The organism is Bacillus sp. PSXD-155 (genome assembly GCF_049310765.1).
Taxonomy (GTDB): Bacteria; Bacillota; Bacilli; order Bacillales; family Bacillaceae_G; genus Bacillus_A; species Bacillus_A cereus.
This window is the reverse complement of record NZ_JBMOWC010000053.1, coordinates 1-20,889: the sequence shown is the minus strand read 5'-3', so window position 1 is coordinate 20,889 and position 20,889 is coordinate 1. Positions and strand designations below refer to the sequence as shown.

Below are 20,889 nucleotides of genomic sequence, written 5' to 3'. Positions count from 1 at the left end.
TTTCCTACAGTTGGACCTTTTTTATATGTTTAATTAATTGTATTAAAATTTCATAAATTTATTTAATGGTTTATAGCGTAAAATTACCTTACCTTCAATATCATTCAAAGATATAAATCCTATTTCTTTAAATCTACTGTCTAAGCTTTCTTCACGATTATCCCCTAATACAAAAATTGTATTATTTGGAACCCTTTCGAAACCATAAATATTTTTCAATGAAAAATCAGCTGTTTTACCTTTTGAGTATGCATCTTTTACCTGAAGTCCATTTATATAAAGCATCTGTGATTTATATTCTATTCTATCTCCAGGTAAACCAACTACTCTTTTTATAATTTTTTTTTATTAGAAGTGTTTTCTAGGGGGGAATTAACAACAACTATATCAAATCTTTGCAGATCGTCTATTGAATGGGTGAGATGATTAATTAAAACCTTGTCATTATTAAATAAGGTATTTTCCATAGAGACTCCAGAAACCTTATATGGAAAAAAAACGAACTGTCTTAGTAAAAGTAAGGTAACGCCAATTATAAATATTAATATTGGAAAAACAGAAATTAGACGTTTTTTCAATTGTAAATCAAACTCCATTCTGAGGGTTTATAATATTCATCATAACATAAATTTAACGGATTAAATATTCTGAATATTTTTGTTTTTAAAGGTGTAATTTGTTAAAATTAAGTATACCTTTTTTAAATTTCAACTTTTTATATCTATAACCACTATAGCCCTTTCGGGGTTTCGATTTTCAAAGATAGTTTAAGTTTTTTACTTTTACTTTCTTTTTAAATATTACTCCGAAAAGGGCTTTTTTGCGTTTTTTGGAGAACATCACATTGTGAAAGGATGAAGAATTTATGAAGATTAAGAGATTGTTCTTAGTGTTAGGCGTTTTAGCTATGATGTTTGTTTTTTATAACACCTTTATAAAGGATGAACCTCAAACAGATGCTTTAACTCCAATCAAAGTAGAAGATTTGAAACAAAAAATTCAATACGATTATTTGTTTGAAGATGAATTATCACAAAATGTGATTAATGACTTAGGAGGGCAATTCAAATTAATATTTGATGATATTGATAAGAATGGCCACCTAACCATTTATCAAAACAAAAAAGAACTAGAAATGTTTTTAGGAAATCATGTAACTACTGTAGAATTAGCTGATGAATTTATATCAGACTACTTTAGTACAAATAAGAATTACAAAGTTACTTATATAAGTAAACCAAGTCTATTTAATTATAAAAAACCAAGAACTGTTACAAAAGTAAAAAAGGATTGTTTTTGGTAAAACAAAACAACTTAATTCTGGAATTTAAATATGTACCAGAAATAGACGGATTTCGAATTTCTGAGATTACATATTTTAAAAAAAAAATTACTTGGAGGGATTTATTATGTTGCAAATTAGAACTGTTATTGCTGATGCATTAAGAATTGATGAAGAAGTGAATAGCTTTTTGAAGTATTGTGCAAATTACGGGAAAATGGTTAAAAAAATAACACCAAACGGGTTCATGGAACGTGAACAAGGCCAATCGCTTTTGGTTATGGTAATAGAATATGAAGAAAAAAATGACTGCGGTTATGAAAAAGACGAGGATTAATTCCTTGTCTTTTTTATTTTCTATGAAGGGTGGATATATCGGCTATGAAAATTATAAAAAAGTGGCCGTTATAATGGTACCTATTGATTTAGCGGAAGTTCTAAAGTTTATACGTAAAGAGTCATTCTCAGTTAAAGAATTATTGAATCAGAACTTTCAACTTGAATCAATAGTCGCAGCTGAGGATTATATGAGACCTGAATTGTTTGAAAATCATACTAATTTAGGCGAAATCACAGGAACTAGAATAATAAATTTATGTAACTTTGAAAATGTAGAGGATAAAAAGGTAGCATTTGAGATACTGGAATTCTATATTCATCAAAATTGTATTGTAATCTATAGCATAATTGATGGCAGATTGAAAAAATAAATAATAATCAGGCTTTCGAATTATTAGTGTAAAGGTATCAAAGAATCTGATTTGTTAACTTGAGAAAGTTAAATAACAGAATAAATTCTCTGAATTTAAAGATAAAACAAACTTCATTGTGATATAATTTAGTTGCATTTTTTTATTTTTCTTTTTTATATCACTAACTACTTATAGCCTTTCGGGTTAATGAAATTACACAAAAAGGAACTTTATGTTACTTTATTTCATTGTGTAAACAATTCATTTTCCTGGAAGGTTATTTGTTTTTGCCTGAAAGGGGTGATGCTATGTCATAGGAACTAATTATTAAATAGAAACTGCTGCTGCAATGTCAAAAGTTTTTCGAAAAGGGGTGCATATTATGTTGGTTACAGTAATTGTGTCAGTTGTGGCTGGTATGGTCTCAGGATTGGCTAGTCATTACATCACAAACAAAAAGTTTTTGTTGCCTCGTAAGAGCAAGCTTGCATTTCACCCGGGTTTCTTGGGAGAGATGTTTGTAGGCAGTATTGCTTCACTCGTTGGTGTTGCAATGTTTAACCCTGAAACAATGATGGATATTCTTAAGGTGAGTATTCTTGCTGGGATTTCAGGGCAAGCTTTTCTGCTGCACAATCGTTTGGCGACGGAACAAGTAAAAACTGACGAGCTTCAGTCTATTTCAAAGAAATTGACCGAACTCGAAAAAAAGAATAAGGAATAAAAGAGGAGTAATCTGTTATAAATAGAAATAGAGAGATGAGGAGATTTGGTTATGTAACGGCCAAATACAAAGAGTTAAGTTGAGGTGAGCCCCATGTCTCGAAAGGAAGTTTTTGATTATCTAGATGATCAAGAAAAGGAAGATTTAGCAGAATGGACAGAAGAGCTTAAGAATGCTCAATCTACGAAAGCAGTTAAACTTTATTCAAGTAAGATAAAGGAACTGCTAGGAAAGATTGAACAACGAATGATTAATTCAGGAGAGGAAGCAGCGACAGTTAGCTTCTAATTGAATAGCAAGAAATAGAAAAGCTGATGGAGGTTTTATCCATCAGCTTTTCTTTATTATAAAAAAATTTCTAAGAAAACAGAGAAAATGGTTGATTTGCTTTGTTATTAAAAAAATTATGAGGAGTGTTTACAATGAGTACAGATTTATTCATGAAATACTAACGAAACGCGGAATTATTCCAGAAATCGATAGGGCAGCGATGTAAATGATGGAGGAAAGCACATTATCACTGGTAATAGTATCGTCAGTAATATGTTTATTGGAATACCTGGTACACCGAATGAATAGATGTCTGGGACAAAAAATGGGATGGTAACAAGATGACGAATAAGCAGCAGCGTGATGAATATGAACAAAAGAAAATCTTGTGGATCATAAGGAATTTAAGAACTAGAGTTGTGCATAACAGAACAGATAAGGTTGAGGTATAACCACCCTAGCTAATGATAAAAGCCCTACAGGGGATGTAGGGCAAGACTAAGGGTATTGAAGAATTGTCGATTCTAAAAGTAAAGGACTTCTTGGAATGTTATAAGTTTAACATAAAATCCATTAAAACATTATATAAAGATGTTACGAAATTATGAATATAAAAAAACAAAGATAAAAATTATGAAAAAAGTTGATAATCCATAGGAGCCAAAAGGGATTATGTTTGTAATAGCGTTTTTATAGAGTGAATACGACAAGCTCTTGCTTTTCGTAATATTCGGTAATCTAATAGGGTGCCCTACCTAATAGACTGGTTCCTGAGTATTATGATGCCTGAAAGCATCAAAAAAGCCCGTACAGAAGCACAGGCCAGTTGTTACACATATCGGTAACTAAATTTTAACAGATTGTTAGGTAGTTATCTATTAAAAATGAAAAAACGCTCGATGGCAACGAGCGTTGTAGAGAAAATATTCCCTAAAATTAGCTACATGTATTATAACATACGTTTTCTCTCAGTAAATAAGGAGGAATGAAATATGATTGAAAATCCAATTACTTACGGTAATTATCATGACTCATCAGCAAGAGACTTTATTGAAGAATGTGAAGGTTGCAATGGAGAAATATACTTCGGTGAAAGTTACTTAGATTTTGGTGGTGATTACTTACACGCAGAAACAGAGTGCATTACGCAATATGTAATGTCTCATTCTACAGAGAAAGTGGCAGGTGAATAAGGTGGGACTACAAACCAAAATTGAAGCTGAAATTCAAATTTTAATGAATTTGGTTGAACGATATAAGCAAAGCAAAGAGCCTAACGCTGCATCAATGGTTGTAGCTTACGAATATGGATTACAAGCACTTATGCAAGTCTATGAAGCTAGTAAACAAACGGAAATAGCACCATTTTAAAAAGGGGAAATTCATATGACAACTGAAAACTACTTTTCTAAATTAGCTTAAATAGATTGCACGGAACATGTTGAAAAGAAAGGGCGTTTTAACTACTTATCATGGGCAGTTAAAAAGTAGATCCAACAGCAATATGGGAAGTAAAACGATTTAATGGAGGGCCTTACCTCAAAACAGATTGTGGTTACTTTGTAGGGGGGAATTAACTGTACAAGAAAATCACTAAGTCAAAGTCACCCACTACTAAACAATCAAAACAAGCCAATTGCAGAGCGTAACAGCTTTGACATTAACACGAGTATCCAGCGGTGCTTAGTAAAAGCAATTGCAATTCACGGATTAGGTTTATAAATTTATGCGGGTGAAGATTTACTAGAAATCCAAGAGGAAATAATTAATGCTCAACAAGTTAGTGCAATTAAATTAAACATAAAAAAATTAGCTACTCGTCGAAAAGTAGATGAAGACAGGATTAAAGGACAATTAAGTATTAAAGAAATTGGCGAATTGACATTAAAACAAGCAGAAGAAGTACTTAAGAAATCAACAAAGTGGGTTAAAGGCAACATAGCAGTATGCGAAAGGGCGAATGCGTGATGTTTAAGATACCTGTAAGGCGTGGGTCTATGAAGGAGATGTTAATAGCAGTTCGTGATTTAGAAAAACGAGGTTATGACTATGTAACGCCAATTAAACGTATATATAGGGCAGAAAGAACCTTTTATCATGAAGGTAAGTTCAGAGGGAGAGAAAAGGTTCGGTTTACTGGCATGGAGGACAATGTGAGTTATGAGTGTTGGATGAAGAAAGTGAACTAAATGAGCAAATTACTTATACATTAACAACCGTCAATCGTTTTATTAGGATTAATAAAACGATTGGATTAAATGAAGCGATATTTTTACAACAAGTTCATTATTGGTAAATATATTAAAGTATTTCAATGAAGGCTATAACAGTTACGATGAATGGCTTAAGTAATTTCCTTTATGGTCTTCTGCTACATTACGAAGGATAATAAACAAACTTGAGAAGCAAGGGTTACTTATAAAAAAGAATTACAACAAGTTAAAAATAGATCAAACAAAATAGTAAGGTTCAATCTACTATATTTACAACAAGCCTTACAGGAGTGTGTTTAGAGGGTGCGTATTATGAACGGATTGTATCGCGGATTCTCAATAACTTCAGAACGATTACTTTCAAAGAAACAAAGTATTACAGAAGAAAGACATTATCATTTTTAAAGGGGGAATTAAAATGTGTGCATGTAACGGAACGGGAGTAATTAAGAACGATATGGGTAATGGATGCTTTCAATTTGCACCTTGTATTTGCGAAGCAGGGAATCGCAGTCCTGAAGAAGTGGATAGAAGACGTCATGCCGTTATGGCGGAGCTAAGGGAAATTCATCAATTACAACTGGAGGGGAAATGGGATGCCACGACTTGGAACGGATTTGGAAAAGGAGAATTACATAATGGCGTTGCAACAGGAAAGGTACATGAAGAAATTGCGTCGTAACTTATATATCGCTTTAGAAGAATTAGACTTAGTGTTTGATGAAAGTGAAGTGATTCAATTAAGAAAAATGTGGGATGAGGATAAAGGTATTCTCGAAATAGCAAAAGAGCTAGGAAGGCATCAACTAGAAATCGCCGCATTAATCATGGATCAGGCAGATAAGAACAAAATCAAATCGCGCCCAATGGGGTTAGGAGCATGAAACAACTAACACTAGAGGATGTAGTCGGAAGTTTTGATTATACTGCAACAAGTACAGCGGATAAGTTTTTGAAACGTAATAGCATTATGACGTATTTAGTAGAGTTTTACGATAAAGACGAGAAATGGAAGCTCCGTTGGTTTGACGCGAAGTCCGGGGGCGCAGCTATAGAAATGGCTAAAAAGAAATACGGGAATATACAAATCATTACCACCCATATTTCAGATAGAACTTTAGAGGAGATTATGAATTTGGATTAGGAGGCATAGCGCCATGATGATAAATAGATGGCTAGAAAAGGAAGATTATCAAGCAGCCGAGAAGAACGGCATTGGCTATAACATGTTATATCGTAGGGTGTATCAAATGGGATGGGATGTTAGTAAGGCAATTAATACACCGCCTCGGAAATATCAATTTAGGGAACAAAAGTGGTTAAGGATAGCATTAGAAAATGGGGTTAAAAAGAAGACATTTTTAACTCGTGTTTATAAAGGGATGTCACCAGAGGAAGCAGCAAAAAAGCCTGTAAAGAAATTAAGAGCAACAATGGAAGATATGGTCAATTTAGCTGAAGAGAACGGTATTTCATATAGCACATTTAGTAAAAGAGTATTAAAAGGAGGATGGAGTCCACAAAGGGCAGCAACTACACCTATAAGGAGACCTAAGAAGAAAAGCGGCTAGGAGGCAACATGGACAGGAAACAAATCTATATCGATGTTTTACTACAAAAAGGAATTTATAAAGAGGAAAAGACAGGTCGACAACTTTATGAGATGACTGAACAAGAGTTGTGGAATCTAATTAAAGGAGTGTATCAAGAATGATGGAAATACAACATGGTGTTTACGAAGTGACTCAATTATTAATCAAAGCAAAGGGAGGTAATTGACACTCCCACGGCTAAAGCCACAAGCTAGCTAACGTCAGTGGGATTCTTACTACCAAAGGCGAAGTCTATTTCTAGTATCGCTGACGTCCAAGATTGCGGTGTGCCATCACCACGCCATATCCAGTGCATATAGCAGATACGGCACTCATTCTATTACCAAACGAGTCAGATTGTGAGTTCTCAAATGTGTTTTAGCGTCTTGTGCTTGACGACTCAATACATTTTACGGAGTAGAAGAATTTATTACTTCAACCTCCTATGTATTCTGTTTTCAGAGAACAAGATTGTTTTAGATACTTTTACTTGCCTATTATGAAAATGATACCAATTCAAATTCTTGATGTAGAGAACGTACCTTCGGTGTTTTATTTGTACATCGCATTTGACCTCACTCTCATCCCATTCCTAAAGTGGGTGCTATCGCACCGTAGTGGGGTTTCCCGTTCGGAAAATCTATAAAAGATGTGGAGTTACCAAGATATGCAAAGTCTGGTGGTGCTGGTTTTGATTTTGTAGCAGTAGAGGACACGATTATATGGCCGGGCCAAACAAAGGTTGTACAAATGGGATTAGCTTTGGAGATTCCACCAGGATATGAATTGCAGGTACGTCCGCGTAGTGGTATGACGCGTGATTCTTGGAACTGAGGATAGTGGTTTTAGAGGGAAGGTTAGTGTACTTGTTGATTACATTGAATTCCCTAAAGAGGCTAGCATGCAAGCTAATGTAATTGAAAGAGGGAATCTGGACTTCGGATCAACGGAGGGTGAAATAAAAAAGGCTAGGATTCGCTCCTAGCAAAGAATTATGTCGTATAGAAAGGTAAAAACCTAATGTTTGCAATTTCATTATATAACGTTTCTGGGGTGGAAGAATTAAATCATAGCAATCTTTACGTAACTTTTACATGTGATTGAAATATTTGATAACACAGAAATAGATTTATTAGAAATTGAAATTATTAAAGGGATTTCTGCACATGGAAATCCTAAATGTAATGTATGCGGTAAAGAAATCTTAATAGTACCGAGTTACGTGGTTATTGATTTAGATGAAGATACTGCTTACTAGGAATAGAGCTCCTAGCAAAATTAAAGAATCAACTAAAATTAAGAACTGGTTTTTCTGTGGTTTTCGAAATTCCCTTATTAAGCTAAAAACGACACTCATTCCGAAACAAATGTATAACAAAATCATTATTGTTCCTGACATACTTAACACTCCTAATATATTGATAATTTAATTATATATCGAAAAGTACGTGTGTGTAAATTTTTAACAAAAAACTTACTGGAATAAAAAAATGGCTCTTACTATTACGTAAGAACCCCATAACCGAAGAAAAAAGTCGTATGAGAAACCAAACGGGAATCACAACAATATTTTAACATTTTAATATATAGTTGTCTATACATCGAATTAAAAAAATATTTACTTAAACGAAGGAGCCCTAGATTTAGGGATCTAGAGCTTCTTGTGTGGGTATAATTCACACAATTTATGAAAAGAAAAGAACATACTGAAGATAACATATAAATGTTTCATAAATGTATCAAAAAAGTGAAAAAATAGTTGTTTGAATAGAAAATGATAGCTGGAATATTAAGATTGTATCAGCTGTCACTAAAATAAAAATTTATTTTTATTAGTTGGTTTTTAGTTGATATTTTTACTTCTTTTAGAAGAAATAGTACCAAATATTACTCCTGACATTGCTCCGATTAAAGTCATAAAAATTGCACTCCATGCTGCAAATGACATAACTACACCTCCTAAAAATAACTTATTGTAACTATTTAAAGCTATTGTTTCTTATTCTTTTTAATAGAAATGATGATTGCAACAACTGTTAAGGAAATAAGAGGAGACCACGAAAAGAAAGACATGTAGTATTCTCCTTTCGATAATAATTATAAACATTGTATAAAGCAATTATTACATGTTTATAAATTTGATATACCAAATATGTAATATTGCATATTGAATTGTAGGACGTGGGGAGATGAAGACGATAGTTGAACCAAAACACCATTTTAATAGAGAACATTTAACAGGACCCGATTAGGGGGAACGGGTCCTGTTAATGGAACGATAGATTTTTATGAGATTACCAACACATTACCATAAAAGGTAATTAAATTCCATTAGTTGGGTGTTGAGAAAGCTTTTTATAAATGCTTTATTTTACATAACAAGGTAGCTAGCTAAAGTAGCTAATTGCTCGGTTGTACAATTTTAGAAGTTTCACTGGATACAGATATATGTTGTACAAAAGTTACAATTATATCATAAACAAATATTAAAATATTATATATGAAAGAAAAATAAATAAAAATTTCATTTTGTTTATTTTAAAACCAAAAAAGAGCACTTTATTAAGTGCTCTCGTGACGAGATCCATTTTGTGAAGACTACTTTATTTTATAAAGAAAGGAACACAGAATATTATATGCGTTTCTTGTTAATTGAGTGTATTTTTACAGACAAAGAGCAGCCAGCAAAAGCTAACTGCTCGGTTCTCCAAGGGGGAACAAGGAGAAAATCTAATGTCATATAAAGTATTGACGGAATATTGAGTTTTATTCACGAGAGATTATATTCCGAAATTTGGATTATAATAGTCGATATTCTCCATATTGACCAGAAAAGAACTAAAAGTTCTAGTGAAATTCCAAGTGTTCTTTTCTTAGTTTTTTGAGATTCTTTTATCAAATAGCCAACAGCACTAATTGCTATAAGAATAAAAAGAATAAGTTCTAGTGTAACTGGCATTTTATCTGCTCCTAAACAAATTATTTCGTATATAACAATTATAAGATATTTATTAGTTATTAGTAGTAAACATTTGAAAAAAATAATCCTTTTGTCATAAACAAAAAGGCAGTTGTTTCCGCAACCACCTTTCAGTAAAATAAAGCACTTTTTCAGGAATAAAATATGAATGATTCTTGAAAAGGTTATAGGGTTTAATCCCATTTTTATAATTCAAGTGACGAATTTAATTTTAAGAGAGGCATGACTACATTATATGATAGCTTGTCAATAATGGTCACGAGTAAAAGAGCAGTTAGCAAAAGTTAACTGCTCTATACAAGGAGATACAAAGAAAATTACTTCAAATGAGATTTGACATACAGCCTACATATAGTATTGACGGAAAAATCATTTTAAATTCAAGTTACTTAAAGTAAACATTCCTACAGATACAATGGCTGCACCTACTGAAGAACCTAGCCAATCTCTCCAACTTAATGTATTTAAAGGTGTATCTGTTAGATCTATAATCAAGAAGATAGTAAACATTAATACACCAAATGCTAAGCATCCCCAAGAAGTTTGTAAGGATTTAATTATCTTCTTCCGAAATTTGTTTATATAAATCATCCTTACTAATATTTTGTATTTTTATAAATAAATTATTGCATGTATGGAAATTGAAAGTAAAGAGTATACAATATTACTTATTGAAACTTAACGAACTAATTATTTTTATAGACAGTGAGGAATAACAATACGATTTAACAGCAGAAGAGATTACTGGAAAATTAAGCGCATAAGTAATCAAAAGCATCCATAACGGGTGCTTTTTTCTTTGTTATATAGAAATTACACATTAAGCATACATGTATACGCATTGTTACGATACGCTAAGGAATAGTAATAAAAATATGAGACCAATAAAACCGTATAAAAACCAAAAGAATCCTAAGACGGGAAATATTTTATGGAAATTAAGCATGGTAAACCTCCTTGGGGATATAAAGTATTATAATATATCGTTGGCCTATATAGAAGGAAAAACATAAATTGGTACATATTAAACGAGGGGTAGAATAAAATGGACATTTGGATTAAAGGATTCTATATAAATAGGTAGAATCTAATTATTTAGTTCACATTTTAATCCAAGGGGTACAAATTCGATGCGACGTGAAAAGGATTTGTTGAAACAATGGAAGGCAGATTTGCAAGTTATTCAAAAAGAGAAGAGACTGAAGAAGAAGGCTAAGAAAAAGAATAAGAAATATAGCATTCCGGGTAATACAGCTGACTTCATGGATGGCATGAATACTTATCGTAAAGAGAATGGGGTATGGAAACAAAGGAATAAATAAAGTGAGGATAAATAAGTTTGATTAAGTTTAAAGCAATTATCGTAGGCGCTGCCGTAATCTGGGTGGCGTCTTGTTTGTTGTTAAGGAAAGATAAGGGGTCAGATAGACTTGCAAATTGAAATATTATTAGTCTGAAACATAGACTAGTAAACAAACCATTTCTAACTTTTAATCATAGAATATGATGAATTCAATTTTTAGAGGAGGGAATCATATCTATGGGATGGAATAATAATTTTGGACATTCTCGAGATTGTAATAGATTTTGGGATGATTTAGTATTTTGCGGATGCGGTCGTAGACGCAGAAGAAACGATTTTAACAACTGTCATTGTAGACGTGACTGCGATTGTGATGAGTGTCGTCGTAGACATGATCATGAACGCGATCGTAATCATGATCACGGTGACCATCGAGAGTGGTAAATTCTTTTGAAGGAGTGCATATCTTAATCGCACTCTTTTTTATTATGTTTTTATCATTTTAGCCAAGAAGACTCCTTCCTCAAGGAGCGTGAAGGGTCACAGCCGAGTGAGTAGGTGGGAGATGAATTGGCTTCGAACAAGGGATGGCAGGAAGCCATCTTAATTGTTCGACTTACAGAAAGTTTTACTCCACTACCTATCGAATGTACGTTTGGTATATAATAGTCATATACTGAAATGGAGGTGAATTAAATGATAATTAATAAAGCCTTTAAGTTTCGTATCTATCCAAATCAAGCACAAACAATTCTAATTAACAAAACGATAGGTTGTTCTCGCTTTGTATTCAATCATTTCCTATCCCTATGGGATCACGTATACAAAGAGACTGGAAAAGGTTTAACATATGGTACATGCTCTGCCAAACTTCCTGCCATGAAGAAAGAGTTTGTTTGGCTCAAAGAAGTAGATAGTATTGCGATTCAGTCGTCTGTTCGCAACCTTGCGGATGCATATACACGATTTTTCAAAAAACAAAATAGTGCCCCGCGTTTCAAATCCAAGAAGAATAACGTACAATCTTACACCACAAAACAAACAAATGAAAACATTGCCGTTGTAGGGAACAAAATAAAGTTGCCGAAACTAGGCCTTGTTCGATTTGCCAAAAGCTGCAAAGTAAAGGGACGTATTGTAAATGCGACTGTTAGACGAAACCCTTCTGGCAGATATTTTGTGTCACTATTAGTTGAAACAGAAGTACAAGAACTTCCGAAAACACATTCTTACATTGGAATAGATGTAGGACTAAAAGATTTCGCTATTTTGTCAGATGGTAAACCCTATAAAAATCCGAAGTTTTTCCGATTATTAGAAGATAAGTTGGCGAAAGCGCAGCGTGTTCTTTCTAGAAGAATGAAAGGATCTTCTCGCTGTAATAAACAACGAGTAAAGGTAGCTAGAATTCATGAATACATATCAAATGCTAGGAAAGATTACTTGCACAAAATCTCAACTGAAATCATCAAAAACCACGATGTTATCGGTATAGAGGATTTGCAAGTATCGCATATGTTAAAGAATCATAAGTTAGCAAAAGCAATTAGTGAGGTATCATGGTCACAATTTCGAACAATGTTGGAATATAAAGCAAAATGGTATGGCAAACAAGTCATTGTCGTATCGAAAACATTTCCTTCCAGCCAATTATGTTCTTGTTGTGGATATCAAAATAAAGACGTTAAAAATCTAAACCTACGTGAATGGGACTGTCCTTCTTGTCGTACACACCATGATAGGGATATTAACGCAAGTATCAATATAAAGAATGAAGCGATAAGGCTTCTAACCGCAAGGACTGCGGGGTTAGCCTAATCAATTAGAGTTCGATAGAACTCTTTACTTAGGAATCCCTTACTTCTAAACAAAGTGAAAGTGGGGGTAGTTCAATAGTACTTATTAATTCGAAGAATACAGTTTCAATTTGATTTTACATCTAACAAAACAAACGAACATAATGAACGTTATTAACGTCCTGATTAGGTCTAGCTAAATAGCATAAACCTTTTAATGTCTTAATATTTAGAAATTTAATAATAATCCCCCACATAGTAAATGGGTTACTGTGTATTGCGATGCGTGAAAGCATCAAAAAAGCCCGTACAGAAGCACGGGCCAGTTGTTACACATATCAGTAACCAAATTTTAATAAACTTTCAGAAAGTTAGCTATTGAAAAATAAAAACGCTCGATGGCAACGAGCGATGTAGAGAAAACATCCCCTAAAATTAGCTACCTATATTATACCATAGGTTTTCCCTTAGTAAATAAGGAGGAATGTGAAAAAAATCAACATAAAAGACACTCTATCATGTATAAGAGATTATCTTTTATGTTGATTTGCTACCTATTTAATATGTAATTTTTCTTTTACTTTTGAAGGTAAATCGTCTTTTTGAACTTCTTCGTAGGATTTTATCTCTCTATGATTTGTCTCAGTATTGTTGTCATATTTTTGGTTGACATAAAGGCGGATGAAGGCATTTTCTTTAAGAGGTTTATTTCCAGGTTTTACACTTCCAAATGTAACTGTTTTTTCTATCCCATCCTTATTATAAGTAGATAAAGTATAGAATCGTTGGTTCCCTTTTATCTCACCGTTGTTTGTTATCTGTACATAATATTGTTCGGTTCCCATTCTATTTATAGTAGGTGATCTTTCGCATCCAATAGCAAAACTAGAAAATAGTGCGAGTAATACAGATATAACTAATGATTTTTTCATATAACACTCTCCTTGTTTGTGTATATAGAAAATTATAGTAAAGAGTTTATAGTGGAAAAATTGATTTTAGTGACATTAATATTACAAAACTTTAAGGAGTAGCTCATTAAGGATTTTTAATAAAATAGTTATTGTATTGAACAAAAAAACATGCACAAAAATTGTACATGTACAGTAAAAAACTATGTCTTGTCTAAGTAAATATATGCTTGGCTTATACAAACTGTGAGTCGTTTTTCATTAAGGAAGATGTTAGAGAAGATTAGAATAAAAATTTTATTTTGTATTAAGTTGGAATATAAAAAGAGCACTTAGTAAAGTGCTCTCGTGACGAGTCTCATTTTATAACGACTATTTTATAAAGAAAGGAACTCAGAATATTATATGTGCGCCAGTCAATTGAGTAACTTGTACAAATAAAGAGCAGCTAGCAAAAGCTAACTGCTCAGGTAATGGAATATGGTTCGAAATGGGTTGTTTACAGTATTGACGGAATATTGAGTTTTATTCAGGGGCAGAAATAGTATATGTACAAACTGTAGGCTGAATTAAATAAAAAATAACAGAGTTGCAACGTAGCAAGATAAAACTGAAATAATAGAAAACATGGTTTTAAGTTTTCGGCGTTCTTTTTCATCCTCCGCGTGGCAAACAAAATATATTTTCGTATTCCAAATACGAATAGCCAAATGCCAAAGGTTAATCCGAACATTCCAACAAAGAAATGAAGATTTGGGAATGAAGTAGAGGTAGTAGCGGATAAAAGTACAGTTTTAATAGATAAATAAGAAAATGTTGTTAAAAGAGAACAATATATGATAGCAATAATCCATTTTTTCATAATAGTTACCTCCTTTTATGAAATAGTAAATTTATGTAAATGAAAATATTATATCATGAAGCACGTTTATTGTATGTAATGGAGACAACTGAACAAAATACTCCTTTTAATAGAAAGTGAGGAGTAACAACGGGACTAGGAAACCGTGGGATTGCATTTGGAATGCTTATCAATCTAGCGAATGAAAAAAATGTATCAAAGAGGGGGAGTGGTGCTTATAAGCAAGCGCCCGGCTCCTGTGAAGGTATTAAATAAAGGTGGCCGTGTACTAAATGAATTTTATGAAGCTAAAAGTACAGTAGACTATGACGGTGTGTATAAGCGAGCTATCGCATTTGAAGCGAAGTCTACAGAGAAAGATACACGTTTTGATTTGAAGAACATTGCACAGCATCAATTGGATTACCTGGAGAAAGCGGAGAAGATGGGAGCAATTTGTTTCTTCCTTATGTTGAAGAAGCAGTAGCACCAGCTATGTTTGATGGAATGATTCAATTTGATCAGGACCATAAGAAATTAGTAAATAGCATTGAAGCAGCAAAAGAGAAGATGGCTAATAAGAAACACAAATTATTAAAGGCCTAATGGATAACGGAACCATACAGAGTGGTGGGGGCTACTCGCGTTATACGTTTCGAAAAGGCACCTATTTAGGTGCTTTTTTGTTTGCATCTTTCGAGATGGACGAGCATATATTGGAATGTGTGGATGGAAACCACTTTATATATCAGAGCACCTATCAATTATGGGTGTTCTTTTATTATGTGAAAATTTTATAAGTTGTGTGAGAGTTGAAAAATAGTATATTATCTTTCTCAATGTACATATTAAGAAAAGTTTTTAATATCATACATAAAAGGCGGGATAATATGAGTGAAAATAAGAAAAATGAAGAATTGAATAAGATAAAGAAGTATTATTTTAATGAGGACAATCAACCAGTAGCTGGTATAGAGTTAATTTTGCCGCCGGATATAGGAATCATGTTAGACCCTAAATCAGTTAATGATGAAAGTAGAGATATTGATAATGAATAAGTTTAATTTAAGCATCCATTCGGGTGCTTTTTTCTTTGTTGTATAGAAATTACACATTAACCCCCTTTAATACATGACTTAGGCATAGTTGGGAATGAGAATATCATATAATGACACTGAACGGTTTCCAACATGTTCCCCTATATTTTTTCAAGGGAGAGCACTTATTGGGGGAGTGCTCTCTTTCGTTTGTACATAAGGAGGCTTTCATCATATAATATCAGGTCAATATAAATACACCGTTACGCACTTAAAGAGCTCTATAAATAGGTATAGAGCTTTTTTATTGCACATAAGGAATTCCCAAACATACAATATCGAGTCAATGCCAACCAACTTATTCCTTTTCCGAGAGCTATATATATTCCGCTATAAAGCTCTTTTAGGTTGCGCCATTAGAACGGGCAAGGCATTGTCGTATATTTTATACTCAGAAGCTTAGGGCACTTTATAGTGTTCTTTTTTTATTGAACAAAATGGACATTTAAAAATAAGGAGATGATCCATATGGTAACTATGGCACGAAGAAAAAGTGGAGCTTGTTCAAAAAGGATGCAAAAAATACGCACCCGTGGCGGCGCGAATGAGAATTATGATTGGCAGTGTAATTATATTCAGCAATATTATAGATATTCCTCATGTATTTGCTGATGGTTAAAATCCGGATGTGAATGAGGTATTTAAAGATGTCCAATCAAACGACGGAAAGATAAAGAATTATATAGAGGGCCAATTATACAATCGTATTGTAAATGTGTTTGAACCGGTTATATTCTTAATTAAAGTGGTGTCATACCCAATAGCATCCGTTGTAGCGTTATGCGGTAGTTTGTTCATTATGGTTGGTAGTCAGGAGCGAGGATTCAGTCTAATTTCAAGGGCAGGTATCGGTTATATAGTGGTGCAAATGATTCCGTTATTTATGGATTGCTAAGGCTATTTAGTCCTACTTAATGTAGGACTTTTTCATATGATAATAACCATCTATCGTTATTATCAGACAACATATCTTAACTCAACATTCGCAATAAATAGTTTTATGTTTCTAAAATTGTAATATATTTACATAAATGAAAATCGAAAGTATGATGAAGGTGCAAGCTATAAAACTATTAAAGGGGGATTTTTTATGTTAAAGAAACTAGCAATTGGAGCATTAGCGACTGGGGTCATGTTATCTGGAGCTGGCGGAGTGATGGCGGCAGAAAACACACCAACTTTAAGTAAGGAAAAGGTTGCAGACTTAAATACTTTAAGTACGGCGTATACTACTGTTAATGTCTATGGGAGTACTGTTGAGTTTGCTGTAAAAGGCTTAGAAAATCCATTCACTTCAACGTATTATCAAAAAATAGCTTGGACAAATAGCTATTCGAATCCAAATAATTATAATACATTAGCAGTAGCATATCCACAAAGTGGGAATGGTTATCAGGCATATGGATATGAATCATTAAATAATGTTAAACAAAAAATTGGCTCTGGTCAGACTGTCTATGGTTTCGCCCTAGCAAATAACGGAACCTGGTATCCAGCTGGACAAGCTATAATTAACTATTAAGATTTAAAACAAAAAGGAGTCCTAGTGGGCTCCTTTTTTTACTTGCAGGAATTTCTTAACCATCATGGAATACTGTTTATACAATATGTAAATATGCATATTGTATTTATTTGGGTTTTTTGTATGTTAAAATTACATATAAAGATTTTTATATATAAAAAACCTTAAATCAAAAATATCCAATGGGTTTTGAGAGGTGTTATATGTTTACAAATAAAAAATTAATTCGAATTGGTCTAACAATATTTGTATTTTTATGTATAATTGATTTTTCAATCGGTTATTTTCAATCATATCTTGCATCAGCAGCAGATATTAAATGGACAATGCCAGAAATGTGGGAAACTATTTTGATAGATGCTCCTCGAGGTATACTTGTTCTTTTAGGTGCAATCGCTTTGTATGATTTCACAAAACAGACATCAAAAAAAGATGCATCAATCTAATCATGTCTTTCTTCAATTAAAAATTTCATGATAGTAATCTTAAAAAAAAGCCCTGATCAGGGCTTTTTTCTTGTTACTGATAATGAGACACTATATCTGACTTACATAAATATCCTATTTGTTCAAATCAATCCTTGCTGATGGTACAATTAAAGCCATGGAGGGGAATTATGGGGATTTATTATGTAATACCACTACTTCTTATAAACGGCACTGCGTTATTCTTATTTTTATTGTCTGTTTCACCAAAAATTAAGGCTAAAAACCTATCATCGATAATGATCTGTTTAGGGATAAATCTAATCACAAGTCCAGCGGCTTTTCTTATAGGTGGGATAGCTGATTATGCAGGTGGGCGGCTAATTATGGGGCTTATTTTGCGGGTGAGTCGGCAACAGCGCCTCCTCTAGTTAGTCGTGTGCTTTATTTTTCGGGAGGATTTCTCTTCATTCAGGGAATACCACTCCTCATACTAATTGTGGCTTTGTGGAAGGTTGCAAGAGCAAAGAAAATAAATCAAGTATAGAAGTACATAATGAAAGGGTGGATTCCTTTTTAGAGGAGGGATCCGTTTTTTTCTTGCTATCGATTATAATGCTTTATGTTAAATCGAATTGTATAGAGCATTCATTTATTTTTCTTTCATAGATCAATTCATAATATAATATAGAAAATATTTCTTTGTTTCGTCGATTAAGGAGGGAATTTAATATTGGAACAAGAAAAGATTGATATTTTAGCTGAAACCTTATTATTGGAGGTTATAACACAAAAAGTTGAAATGATAGAGCAGCTTCCCATTATGCTAAAAGGTATTGACTATTTAGATGGTTGGGCAGAAGTCATTTCAAAAACAACAGAATGTGAGATTTTTGAATCAGATGCACTCAGTGTAATGAATTTTTTTGCCGTAGGAGAAAAATTTTTAATTGAGCTAGAGATGCCATGTCTTATATCAACATGGCAGGATAGAGAACAACTTCTGAGAATTACAACTACTGTGAAAGCAAAATGCTTAGTTTCTCATGCAGAAGTATTTGATTGGAACAATATGAATAAAATAGCATTGTTAAATCACCAAAAAGATGTGCAATTTGTAGAGTTAAACTATATAGATACTGAATGTGATGATATTCGTGCTTATTGAATTAGACAAAACAATAAATTCCAGTTTTTGATTTGTTTAGTAATTCATGTACTTTTTCTGCAGATTTAGAATTAGCTAATATCTTATTCATAGATTTTAATAAATCTGAATTCCGTATAATTAAAACAACATTTGCCATGTACTTAAATCCTCCTAAAGTGTTCTTTAAAAATTTCACGTACTATATGTTTAATATATTTTTATACACCAGATAATCAAGGGGATACTGTCTCTGAAAGGACGTAAATATCGTTTAGAATCTCACACGTAATTACATAAAATATAATCATAATATCCATATATGATTTTCTGTGTAGGGTTTTCTTTTCAAATATTTCAATTGTCTCGAAATAATAGGAACGATTTGTACATTTTTTAAAGTGTAAATCCAGTTAATTGGTAGTTGATATATTTTTATACAGCCAAATAGCTACATCAAATTGTATTAGTTTTTTGATTCTTGAAAATTTCATAGTAGGAGTTTGATAATTATAATTTATAAGAAGTAAATATGAAAAAGTTAGAGAATTATCTTAGTTATTAAATAGATTCTGCCTATACTTTAAGTAGAGCCCAATTTATTAAATTTAAATAGTTTATATGTTCATATATAGAATTTTGAAGGGGGAAATTGTAAATGATTCCAACGTCAACATATGTGGCTAAATGGGTATTAGATGACTTAACACTTGCATCAAGACCAAATCAGGGGATCAAACTAAGTACATTTAAAAAGTTAGAAAAACTTTATGTAGAATACAGAGAAATGATTGAGGGAGATACTAGTTTTGAAATTACACATTATCTGCTAGAGTTTATCAATCCACATAATCTTTTTGTAGTAAGAGATGGTTACTATATATTTGATAATAAAACGATGAAATTTATTAAAGTATCAGACGATATTCATTTTTTAAATCAAAACTTAGCGTATTGTAATAATGGAGTTGCAGTGGATTTAATAAACGGAAAAATGCATTTTTTAGAAGGGCATTATTATAAAGTTAAGACCTCATATGTTGATTTGTTAAAAGGAGAAACTATCCCTGTAATGGTACTAAGTCATTTAGATAATAATGTTGGAGTATCAGTTCCTTTGACAATGTTTAATGAGGAAAGAACTTTTAAAATTTCAGAGAGTTATATAGTGAATCTTACCTCAAAGAATTGTAACAATGAGAGTGAATTTAATGAAAAGGGAAACGTAATACGATTTCTAAAACCTTCTATTGTGTAGTTAAGTATATATGTTAATTAAATTCATAATGAATTTAAGAGGGTGAAGTAAATTTCTTTTGAAATGTATACAGCCTTTCGAGATAAAGTAATTATAAAAGATGAATATAAAGGATTGGTGGAATTAATAAATACAGGAAGTTGGGAAGAAGCTGCTTTAAAGTTTCCATTCGTTAAAGAATATATAAAAGTTAATCATAGTAAAGATATTCCATTTACAAAGAAACAGATAAATGAAGCATTTGCAGAAGGTGATTTTCTATATATGAGGTGGCACATAGGAATCTGGGAAGAAGAGAATGATTATTATACAAATTTTAAAGATAATGAATGGTCATTTATAGCCAATCTAAGGAACTATAGAGATCTAGAACATAACGTGGCACCTATCATATTATTTATGAATGTGGTTTTAAAGGAAGTAGCAGCACATATTATAAGGCTGGAAGTTTGATATGGTGAGGCTGATGGACCGGAAGAATACTTTTTTATAAATAATGAATTTAAAAAGAGTAGCAGTAATTAAATATTGCTGCTTTTTATTTATACACTAGAAATTATTGTTGTTAGCGTTATATATATTCATTTATAATAGAATATGGAAAATTTTACACTGCAATAATAAAGATTTTAGTATATAAGAGCTGGGAGCAGTTCTTTTTATTTTGCTCAGAGGGAGTGTGAAAGAAACAAGTTTATGTTAGTAGCGAAGTTAAATGATTTAATAGAAAATAAAAAATTAGAATTAGTAGAATTGGTAAATAAACATGGCTTTAGTCATACGAAAGTCCTCTATTTAAGTCAGGAAATTGATAACTTAATTAATAAATATATGAT

Annotated in this window: 29 protein-coding genes and 8 pseudogenes; 31 read left to right on the top strand and 6 right to left on the bottom strand. The window is 32.4% G+C overall.

Annotation, left to right across the window (positions count from 1 at the left end; translation table 11 throughout):
* Nucleotides 1-42: 42 nt before the first annotated feature.
* Nucleotides 43-596, bottom strand: a pseudogene (gene lepB / locus ACO6VI_RS28040) (signal peptidase I).
* A gap of 269 nt (nucleotides 597-865) precedes the next feature.
* Between lepB and ACO6VI_RS28035 the strand changes: the two are divergent.
* The 18 genes and pseudogenes from ACO6VI_RS28035 to ACO6VI_RS27950 form a co-directional block, all read left to right on the top strand.
* Nucleotides 866-1,383: pseudogene (locus ACO6VI_RS28035) on the top strand (hypothetical protein); the annotation flags it as partial.
* A gap of 26 nt (nucleotides 1,384-1,409) precedes the next feature.
* Nucleotides 1,410-1,619, top strand: a complete 210-nt coding sequence (locus ACO6VI_RS28030) for a hypothetical protein (RefSeq protein WP_071715084.1) — start codon at nucleotides 1,410-1,412, stop codon at nucleotides 1,617-1,619.
* 4 nt (nucleotides 1,620-1,623) lie between these two features.
* Complete coding sequence (locus ACO6VI_RS28025) at nucleotides 1,624-1,992, top strand: hypothetical protein (RefSeq protein ID WP_029948481.1); 369 nt, start codon at nucleotides 1,624-1,626, stop codon at nucleotides 1,990-1,992.
* Nucleotides 1,993-2,356: 364 nt separating this feature from the next.
* Nucleotides 2,357-2,698: a DUF4257 domain-containing protein gene (locus ACO6VI_RS28020; protein WP_025118342.1), complete on the top strand. Its 342-nt coding sequence runs from the start codon at nucleotides 2,357-2,359 to the stop codon at nucleotides 2,696-2,698.
* Nucleotides 2,699-2,791: 93 nt separating this feature from the next.
* Nucleotides 2,792-2,986 carry a hypothetical protein gene (locus tag ACO6VI_RS28015; RefSeq protein WP_000087400.1) on the top strand — a complete coding sequence of 65 codons (195 nt, stop codon included), beginning with the start codon at nucleotides 2,792-2,794 and terminating at the stop codon, nucleotides 2,984-2,986.
* Between the two features lie 974 nt (nucleotides 2,987-3,960).
* Nucleotides 3,961-4,161 carry a hypothetical protein gene (locus tag ACO6VI_RS28010; protein ID WP_000572102.1) on the top strand — a complete coding sequence of 67 codons (201 nt, stop codon included), beginning with the start codon at nucleotides 3,961-3,963 and terminating at the stop codon, nucleotides 4,159-4,161.
* Nucleotide 4,162: 1 nt separating this feature from the next.
* Nucleotides 4,163-4,339, top strand: coding sequence for a hypothetical protein (locus ACO6VI_RS28005; RefSeq protein ID WP_000524193.1), 177 nt, complete (start codon nucleotides 4,163-4,165; stop codon nucleotides 4,337-4,339).
* Nucleotides 4,340-4,390: 51 nt separating this feature from the next.
* A pseudogene (locus ACO6VI_RS28000) lies at nucleotides 4,391-4,936 on the top strand (DUF1071 domain-containing protein).
* The gene (locus ACO6VI_RS27995) at nucleotides 4,936-5,157 is read left to right on the top strand and encodes a hypothetical protein (RefSeq protein ID WP_000472844.1); all 222 of its coding nucleotides are present in this window, start codon (nucleotides 4,936-4,938) and stop codon (nucleotides 5,155-5,157) included. The pseudogene ACO6VI_RS28000 and the gene ACO6VI_RS27995 overlap by 1 nt, the downstream one beginning before the upstream one ends.
* Complete coding sequence (locus ACO6VI_RS27990; protein ID WP_255285322.1) at nucleotides 5,136-5,264, top strand: hypothetical protein; 129 nt, start codon at nucleotides 5,136-5,138, stop codon at nucleotides 5,262-5,264. The genes ACO6VI_RS27995 and ACO6VI_RS27990 overlap by 22 nt, the downstream gene beginning before the upstream one ends.
* A gap of 89 nt (nucleotides 5,265-5,353) precedes the next feature.
* Nucleotides 5,354-5,431: a hypothetical protein gene (locus tag ACO6VI_RS27985; protein ID WP_422424683.1), complete on the top strand. Its 78-nt coding sequence runs from the start codon at nucleotides 5,354-5,356 to the stop codon at nucleotides 5,429-5,431.
* A 7-nt stretch (nucleotides 5,432-5,438) separates the two neighbouring features.
* Nucleotides 5,439-5,627, top strand: a pseudogene (locus tag ACO6VI_RS27980) (hypothetical protein); the annotation flags it as partial.
* Nucleotides 5,600-5,863 carry a hypothetical protein gene (locus ACO6VI_RS27975; protein ID WP_098833720.1) on the top strand — a complete coding sequence of 88 codons (264 nt, stop codon included), beginning with the start codon at nucleotides 5,600-5,602 and terminating at the stop codon, nucleotides 5,861-5,863. The pseudogene ACO6VI_RS27980 and the gene ACO6VI_RS27975, both read left to right, overlap by 28 nt.
* The gene (locus tag ACO6VI_RS27970) at nucleotides 5,778-6,065 is read left to right on the top strand and encodes a hypothetical protein (RefSeq protein WP_025118343.1); all 288 of its coding nucleotides are present in this window, start codon (nucleotides 5,778-5,780) and stop codon (nucleotides 6,063-6,065) included. Before ACO6VI_RS27975 ends, ACO6VI_RS27970 begins: the two co-directional genes overlap by 86 nt.
* Nucleotides 6,062-6,325: a hypothetical protein gene (locus ACO6VI_RS27965; RefSeq protein ID WP_226606282.1), complete on the top strand. Its 264-nt coding sequence runs from the start codon at nucleotides 6,062-6,064 to the stop codon at nucleotides 6,323-6,325. Before ACO6VI_RS27970 ends, ACO6VI_RS27965 begins: the two co-directional genes overlap by 4 nt.
* Before the next feature lie 13 nt (nucleotides 6,326-6,338).
* Entirely contained in the window at nucleotides 6,339-6,752 is a 414-nt protein-coding gene (locus ACO6VI_RS27960; protein WP_000973345.1) for a hypothetical protein, read from the top strand.
* Nucleotides 6,753-6,760: 8 nt separating this feature from the next.
* Nucleotides 6,761-6,895: a Fur-regulated basic protein FbpA gene (locus ACO6VI_RS27955; RefSeq protein WP_000375383.1), complete on the top strand. Its 135-nt coding sequence runs from the start codon at nucleotides 6,761-6,763 to the stop codon at nucleotides 6,893-6,895.
* 529 nt (nucleotides 6,896-7,424) lie between these two features.
* A pseudogene (locus tag ACO6VI_RS27950) lies at nucleotides 7,425-7,701 on the top strand (deoxyuridine 5'-triphosphate nucleotidohydrolase); the annotation flags it as partial.
* 1,842 nt (nucleotides 7,702-9,543) lie between these two features.
* Here ACO6VI_RS27950 and ACO6VI_RS27945 read toward each other — a convergent pair.
* Both ACO6VI_RS27945 and ACO6VI_RS27940 read right to left on the bottom strand, forming a co-directional pair.
* Nucleotides 9,544-9,732, bottom strand: coding sequence for a hypothetical protein (locus ACO6VI_RS27945; RefSeq protein WP_001145518.1), 189 nt, complete (start codon nucleotides 9,730-9,732; stop codon nucleotides 9,544-9,546).
* Nucleotides 9,733-10,122: 390 nt separating this feature from the next.
* The gene (locus tag ACO6VI_RS27940; protein ID WP_170925800.1) at nucleotides 10,123-10,344 is read right to left on the bottom strand and encodes a hypothetical protein; all 222 of its coding nucleotides are present in this window, start codon (nucleotides 10,342-10,344) and stop codon (nucleotides 10,123-10,125) included.
* A 539-nt stretch (nucleotides 10,345-10,883) separates the two neighbouring features.
* Here ACO6VI_RS27940 and ACO6VI_RS27935 point away from each other — a divergent pair.
* The 3 genes from ACO6VI_RS27935 to tnpB all read left to right on the top strand — a co-directional run bounded on the left by ACO6VI_RS27935 (nucleotide 10,884) and on the right by tnpB (nucleotide 12,874).
* Nucleotides 10,884-11,075, top strand: a complete 192-nt coding sequence (locus ACO6VI_RS27935; RefSeq protein ID WP_327898172.1) for a hypothetical protein — start codon at nucleotides 10,884-10,886, stop codon at nucleotides 11,073-11,075.
* Between the two features lie 218 nt (nucleotides 11,076-11,293).
* The gene (locus tag ACO6VI_RS27930) at nucleotides 11,294-11,500 is read left to right on the top strand and encodes a hypothetical protein (protein WP_422424670.1); all 207 of its coding nucleotides are present in this window, start codon (nucleotides 11,294-11,296) and stop codon (nucleotides 11,498-11,500) included.
* A gap of 252 nt (nucleotides 11,501-11,752) precedes the next feature.
* Nucleotides 11,753-12,874, top strand: coding sequence for an IS200/IS605 family element RNA-guided endonuclease TnpB (gene tnpB / locus ACO6VI_RS27925; RefSeq protein WP_422424669.1), 1,122 nt, complete (start codon nucleotides 11,753-11,755; stop codon nucleotides 12,872-12,874).
* Nucleotides 12,875-13,406: 532 nt separating this feature from the next.
* Here tnpB and ACO6VI_RS27920 read toward each other — a convergent pair.
* A complete protein-coding gene (locus ACO6VI_RS27920; RefSeq protein ID WP_422424667.1) occupies nucleotides 13,407-13,784 on the bottom strand; it encodes a YxeA family protein in 378 nt (125 codons plus the stop codon).
* A gap of 508 nt (nucleotides 13,785-14,292) precedes the next feature.
* On the bottom strand, nucleotides 14,293-14,625 hold the full coding sequence (locus tag ACO6VI_RS27915) for a hypothetical protein (protein ID WP_327898303.1): 333 nt from the start codon (nucleotides 14,623-14,625) through the stop codon (nucleotides 14,293-14,295).
* A gap of 162 nt (nucleotides 14,626-14,787) precedes the next feature.
* Here ACO6VI_RS27915 and ACO6VI_RS27910 point away from each other — a divergent pair.
* The 7 genes and pseudogenes from ACO6VI_RS27910 to ACO6VI_RS27880 all read left to right on the top strand — a co-directional run bounded on the left by ACO6VI_RS27910 (nucleotide 14,788) and on the right by ACO6VI_RS27880 (nucleotide 18,816).
* Nucleotides 14,788-15,210: pseudogene (locus ACO6VI_RS27910) on the top strand (Holliday junction resolvase RecU).
* 284 nt (nucleotides 15,211-15,494) lie between these two features.
* On the top strand, nucleotides 15,495-15,662 hold the full coding sequence (locus ACO6VI_RS27905; RefSeq protein WP_001293569.1) for a hypothetical protein: 168 nt from the start codon (nucleotides 15,495-15,497) through the stop codon (nucleotides 15,660-15,662).
* A gap of 509 nt (nucleotides 15,663-16,171) precedes the next feature.
* Nucleotides 16,172-16,596 (top strand): annotated as a pseudogene (locus ACO6VI_RS27900) (hypothetical protein); the annotation flags it as partial.
* A 195-nt stretch (nucleotides 16,597-16,791) separates the two neighbouring features.
* Nucleotides 16,792-17,223, top strand: coding sequence for a hypothetical protein (locus ACO6VI_RS27895; protein WP_000914195.1), 432 nt, complete (start codon nucleotides 16,792-16,794; stop codon nucleotides 17,221-17,223).
* Between the two features lie 182 nt (nucleotides 17,224-17,405).
* Nucleotides 17,406-17,669, top strand: coding sequence for a DUF3937 family protein (locus tag ACO6VI_RS27890; protein ID WP_033657582.1), 264 nt, complete (start codon nucleotides 17,406-17,408; stop codon nucleotides 17,667-17,669).
* 170 nt (nucleotides 17,670-17,839) lie between these two features.
* Nucleotides 17,840-18,195, top strand: a pseudogene (locus ACO6VI_RS27885) (hypothetical protein).
* 186 nt (nucleotides 18,196-18,381) lie between these two features.
* Nucleotides 18,382-18,816 (top strand): hypothetical protein, encoded by a 435-nt coding sequence (locus ACO6VI_RS27880; RefSeq protein WP_176548804.1) that lies wholly within the window; start codon nucleotides 18,382-18,384, stop codon nucleotides 18,814-18,816.
* Nucleotide 18,817: 1 nt separating this feature from the next.
* On the opposite strand, the gene ACO6VI_RS27875 is transcribed toward ACO6VI_RS27880, so the two are convergent.
* On the bottom strand, nucleotides 18,818-18,955 hold the full coding sequence (locus ACO6VI_RS27875; protein WP_166669684.1) for a hypothetical protein: 138 nt from the start codon (nucleotides 18,953-18,955) through the stop codon (nucleotides 18,818-18,820).
* A 498-nt stretch (nucleotides 18,956-19,453) separates the two neighbouring features.
* Here ACO6VI_RS27875 and ACO6VI_RS27870 point away from each other — a divergent pair, with 498 nt between their 5' ends.
* From ACO6VI_RS27870 to ACO6VI_RS27860, 3 genes are all read left to right on the top strand, one after another.
* On the top strand, nucleotides 19,454-20,053 hold the full coding sequence (locus ACO6VI_RS27870; RefSeq protein ID WP_098392147.1) for a hypothetical protein: 600 nt from the start codon (nucleotides 19,454-19,456) through the stop codon (nucleotides 20,051-20,053).
* Nucleotides 20,054-20,116: 63 nt separating this feature from the next.
* Complete coding sequence (locus ACO6VI_RS27865) at nucleotides 20,117-20,506, top strand: hypothetical protein (protein ID WP_098392148.1); 390 nt, start codon at nucleotides 20,117-20,119, stop codon at nucleotides 20,504-20,506.
* A gap of 243 nt (nucleotides 20,507-20,749) precedes the next feature.
* A partial coding sequence (locus tag ACO6VI_RS27860; protein ID WP_422424681.1) for an aspartyl-phosphate phosphatase Spo0E family protein occupies nucleotides 20,750-20,889 on the top strand: 140 nt, incomplete at its 3' end.

What these genes read in the sequence shown, in the direction of transcription:
- tnpB (WP_422424669.1), top strand. Translation starts at nt 11,753, where the DNA reads ATGATAATTAATAAAGCCTTTAAGTTTCGTATCTATCCAAATCAAGCA.
- ACO6VI_RS28020 (WP_025118342.1), top strand. Translation starts at nt 2,357, where the DNA reads ATGTTGGTTACAGTAATTGTGTCAGTTGTGGCTGGTATGGTCTCAGGA.
- ACO6VI_RS27940 (WP_170925800.1), bottom strand. Translation starts at nt 10,344, where the DNA reads ATGATTTATATAAACAAATTTCGGAAGAAGATAATTAAATCCTTACAA.
- ACO6VI_RS27935 (WP_327898172.1), top strand. Translation starts at nt 10,884, where the DNA reads ATGCGACGTGAAAAGGATTTGTTGAAACAATGGAAGGCAGATTTGCAA.
- ACO6VI_RS27930 (WP_422424670.1), top strand. Translation starts at nt 11,294, where the DNA reads ATGGGATGGAATAATAATTTTGGACATTCTCGAGATTGTAATAGATTT.
- ACO6VI_RS27875 (WP_166669684.1), bottom strand. Translation starts at nt 18,955, where the DNA reads ATGGCAAATGTTGTTTTAATTATACGGAATTCAGATTTATTAAAATCT.
- ACO6VI_RS28030 (WP_071715084.1), top strand. Translation starts at nt 1,410, where the DNA reads ATGTTGCAAATTAGAACTGTTATTGCTGATGCATTAAGAATTGATGAA.
- ACO6VI_RS28010 (WP_000572102.1), top strand. Translation starts at nt 3,961, where the DNA reads ATGATTGAAAATCCAATTACTTACGGTAATTATCATGACTCATCAGCA.
- ACO6VI_RS27995 (WP_000472844.1), top strand. Translation starts at nt 4,936, where the DNA reads ATGTTTAAGATACCTGTAAGGCGTGGGTCTATGAAGGAGATGTTAATA.
- ACO6VI_RS28015 (WP_000087400.1), top strand. Translation starts at nt 2,792, where the DNA reads ATGTCTCGAAAGGAAGTTTTTGATTATCTAGATGATCAAGAAAAGGAA.
- ACO6VI_RS27960 (WP_000973345.1), top strand. Translation starts at nt 6,339, where the DNA reads ATGATGATAAATAGATGGCTAGAAAAGGAAGATTATCAAGCAGCCGAG.
- ACO6VI_RS27920 (WP_422424667.1), bottom strand. Translation starts at nt 13,784, where the DNA reads ATGAAAAAATCATTAGTTATATCTGTATTACTCGCACTATTTTCTAGT.
- ACO6VI_RS27890 (WP_033657582.1), top strand. Translation starts at nt 17,406, where the DNA reads ATGGGTTTTGAGAGGTGTTATATGTTTACAAATAAAAAATTAATTCGA.
- ACO6VI_RS27895 (WP_000914195.1), top strand. Translation starts at nt 16,792, where the DNA reads ATGTTAAAGAAACTAGCAATTGGAGCATTAGCGACTGGGGTCATGTTA.
- ACO6VI_RS27905 (WP_001293569.1), top strand. Translation starts at nt 15,495, where the DNA reads ATGAGTGAAAATAAGAAAAATGAAGAATTGAATAAGATAAAGAAGTAT.
- ACO6VI_RS27970 (WP_025118343.1), top strand. Translation starts at nt 5,778, where the DNA reads ATGCCACGACTTGGAACGGATTTGGAAAAGGAGAATTACATAATGGCG.
- ACO6VI_RS27955 (WP_000375383.1), top strand. Translation starts at nt 6,761, where the DNA reads ATGGACAGGAAACAAATCTATATCGATGTTTTACTACAAAAAGGAATT.
- ACO6VI_RS27865 (WP_098392148.1), top strand. Translation starts at nt 20,117, where the DNA reads ATGTATACAGCCTTTCGAGATAAAGTAATTATAAAAGATGAATATAAA.
- ACO6VI_RS27975 (WP_098833720.1), top strand. Translation starts at nt 5,600, where the DNA reads ATGTGTGCATGTAACGGAACGGGAGTAATTAAGAACGATATGGGTAAT.
- ACO6VI_RS27945 (WP_001145518.1), bottom strand. Translation starts at nt 9,732, where the DNA reads ATGCCAGTTACACTAGAACTTATTCTTTTTATTCTTATAGCAATTAGT.
- ACO6VI_RS27965 (WP_226606282.1), top strand. Translation starts at nt 6,062, where the DNA reads ATGAAACAACTAACACTAGAGGATGTAGTCGGAAGTTTTGATTATACT.
- ACO6VI_RS27915 (WP_327898303.1), bottom strand. Translation starts at nt 14,625, where the DNA reads ATGAAAAAATGGATTATTGCTATCATATATTGTTCTCTTTTAACAACA.
- ACO6VI_RS27870 (WP_098392147.1), top strand. Translation starts at nt 19,454, where the DNA reads ATGATTCCAACGTCAACATATGTGGCTAAATGGGTATTAGATGACTTA.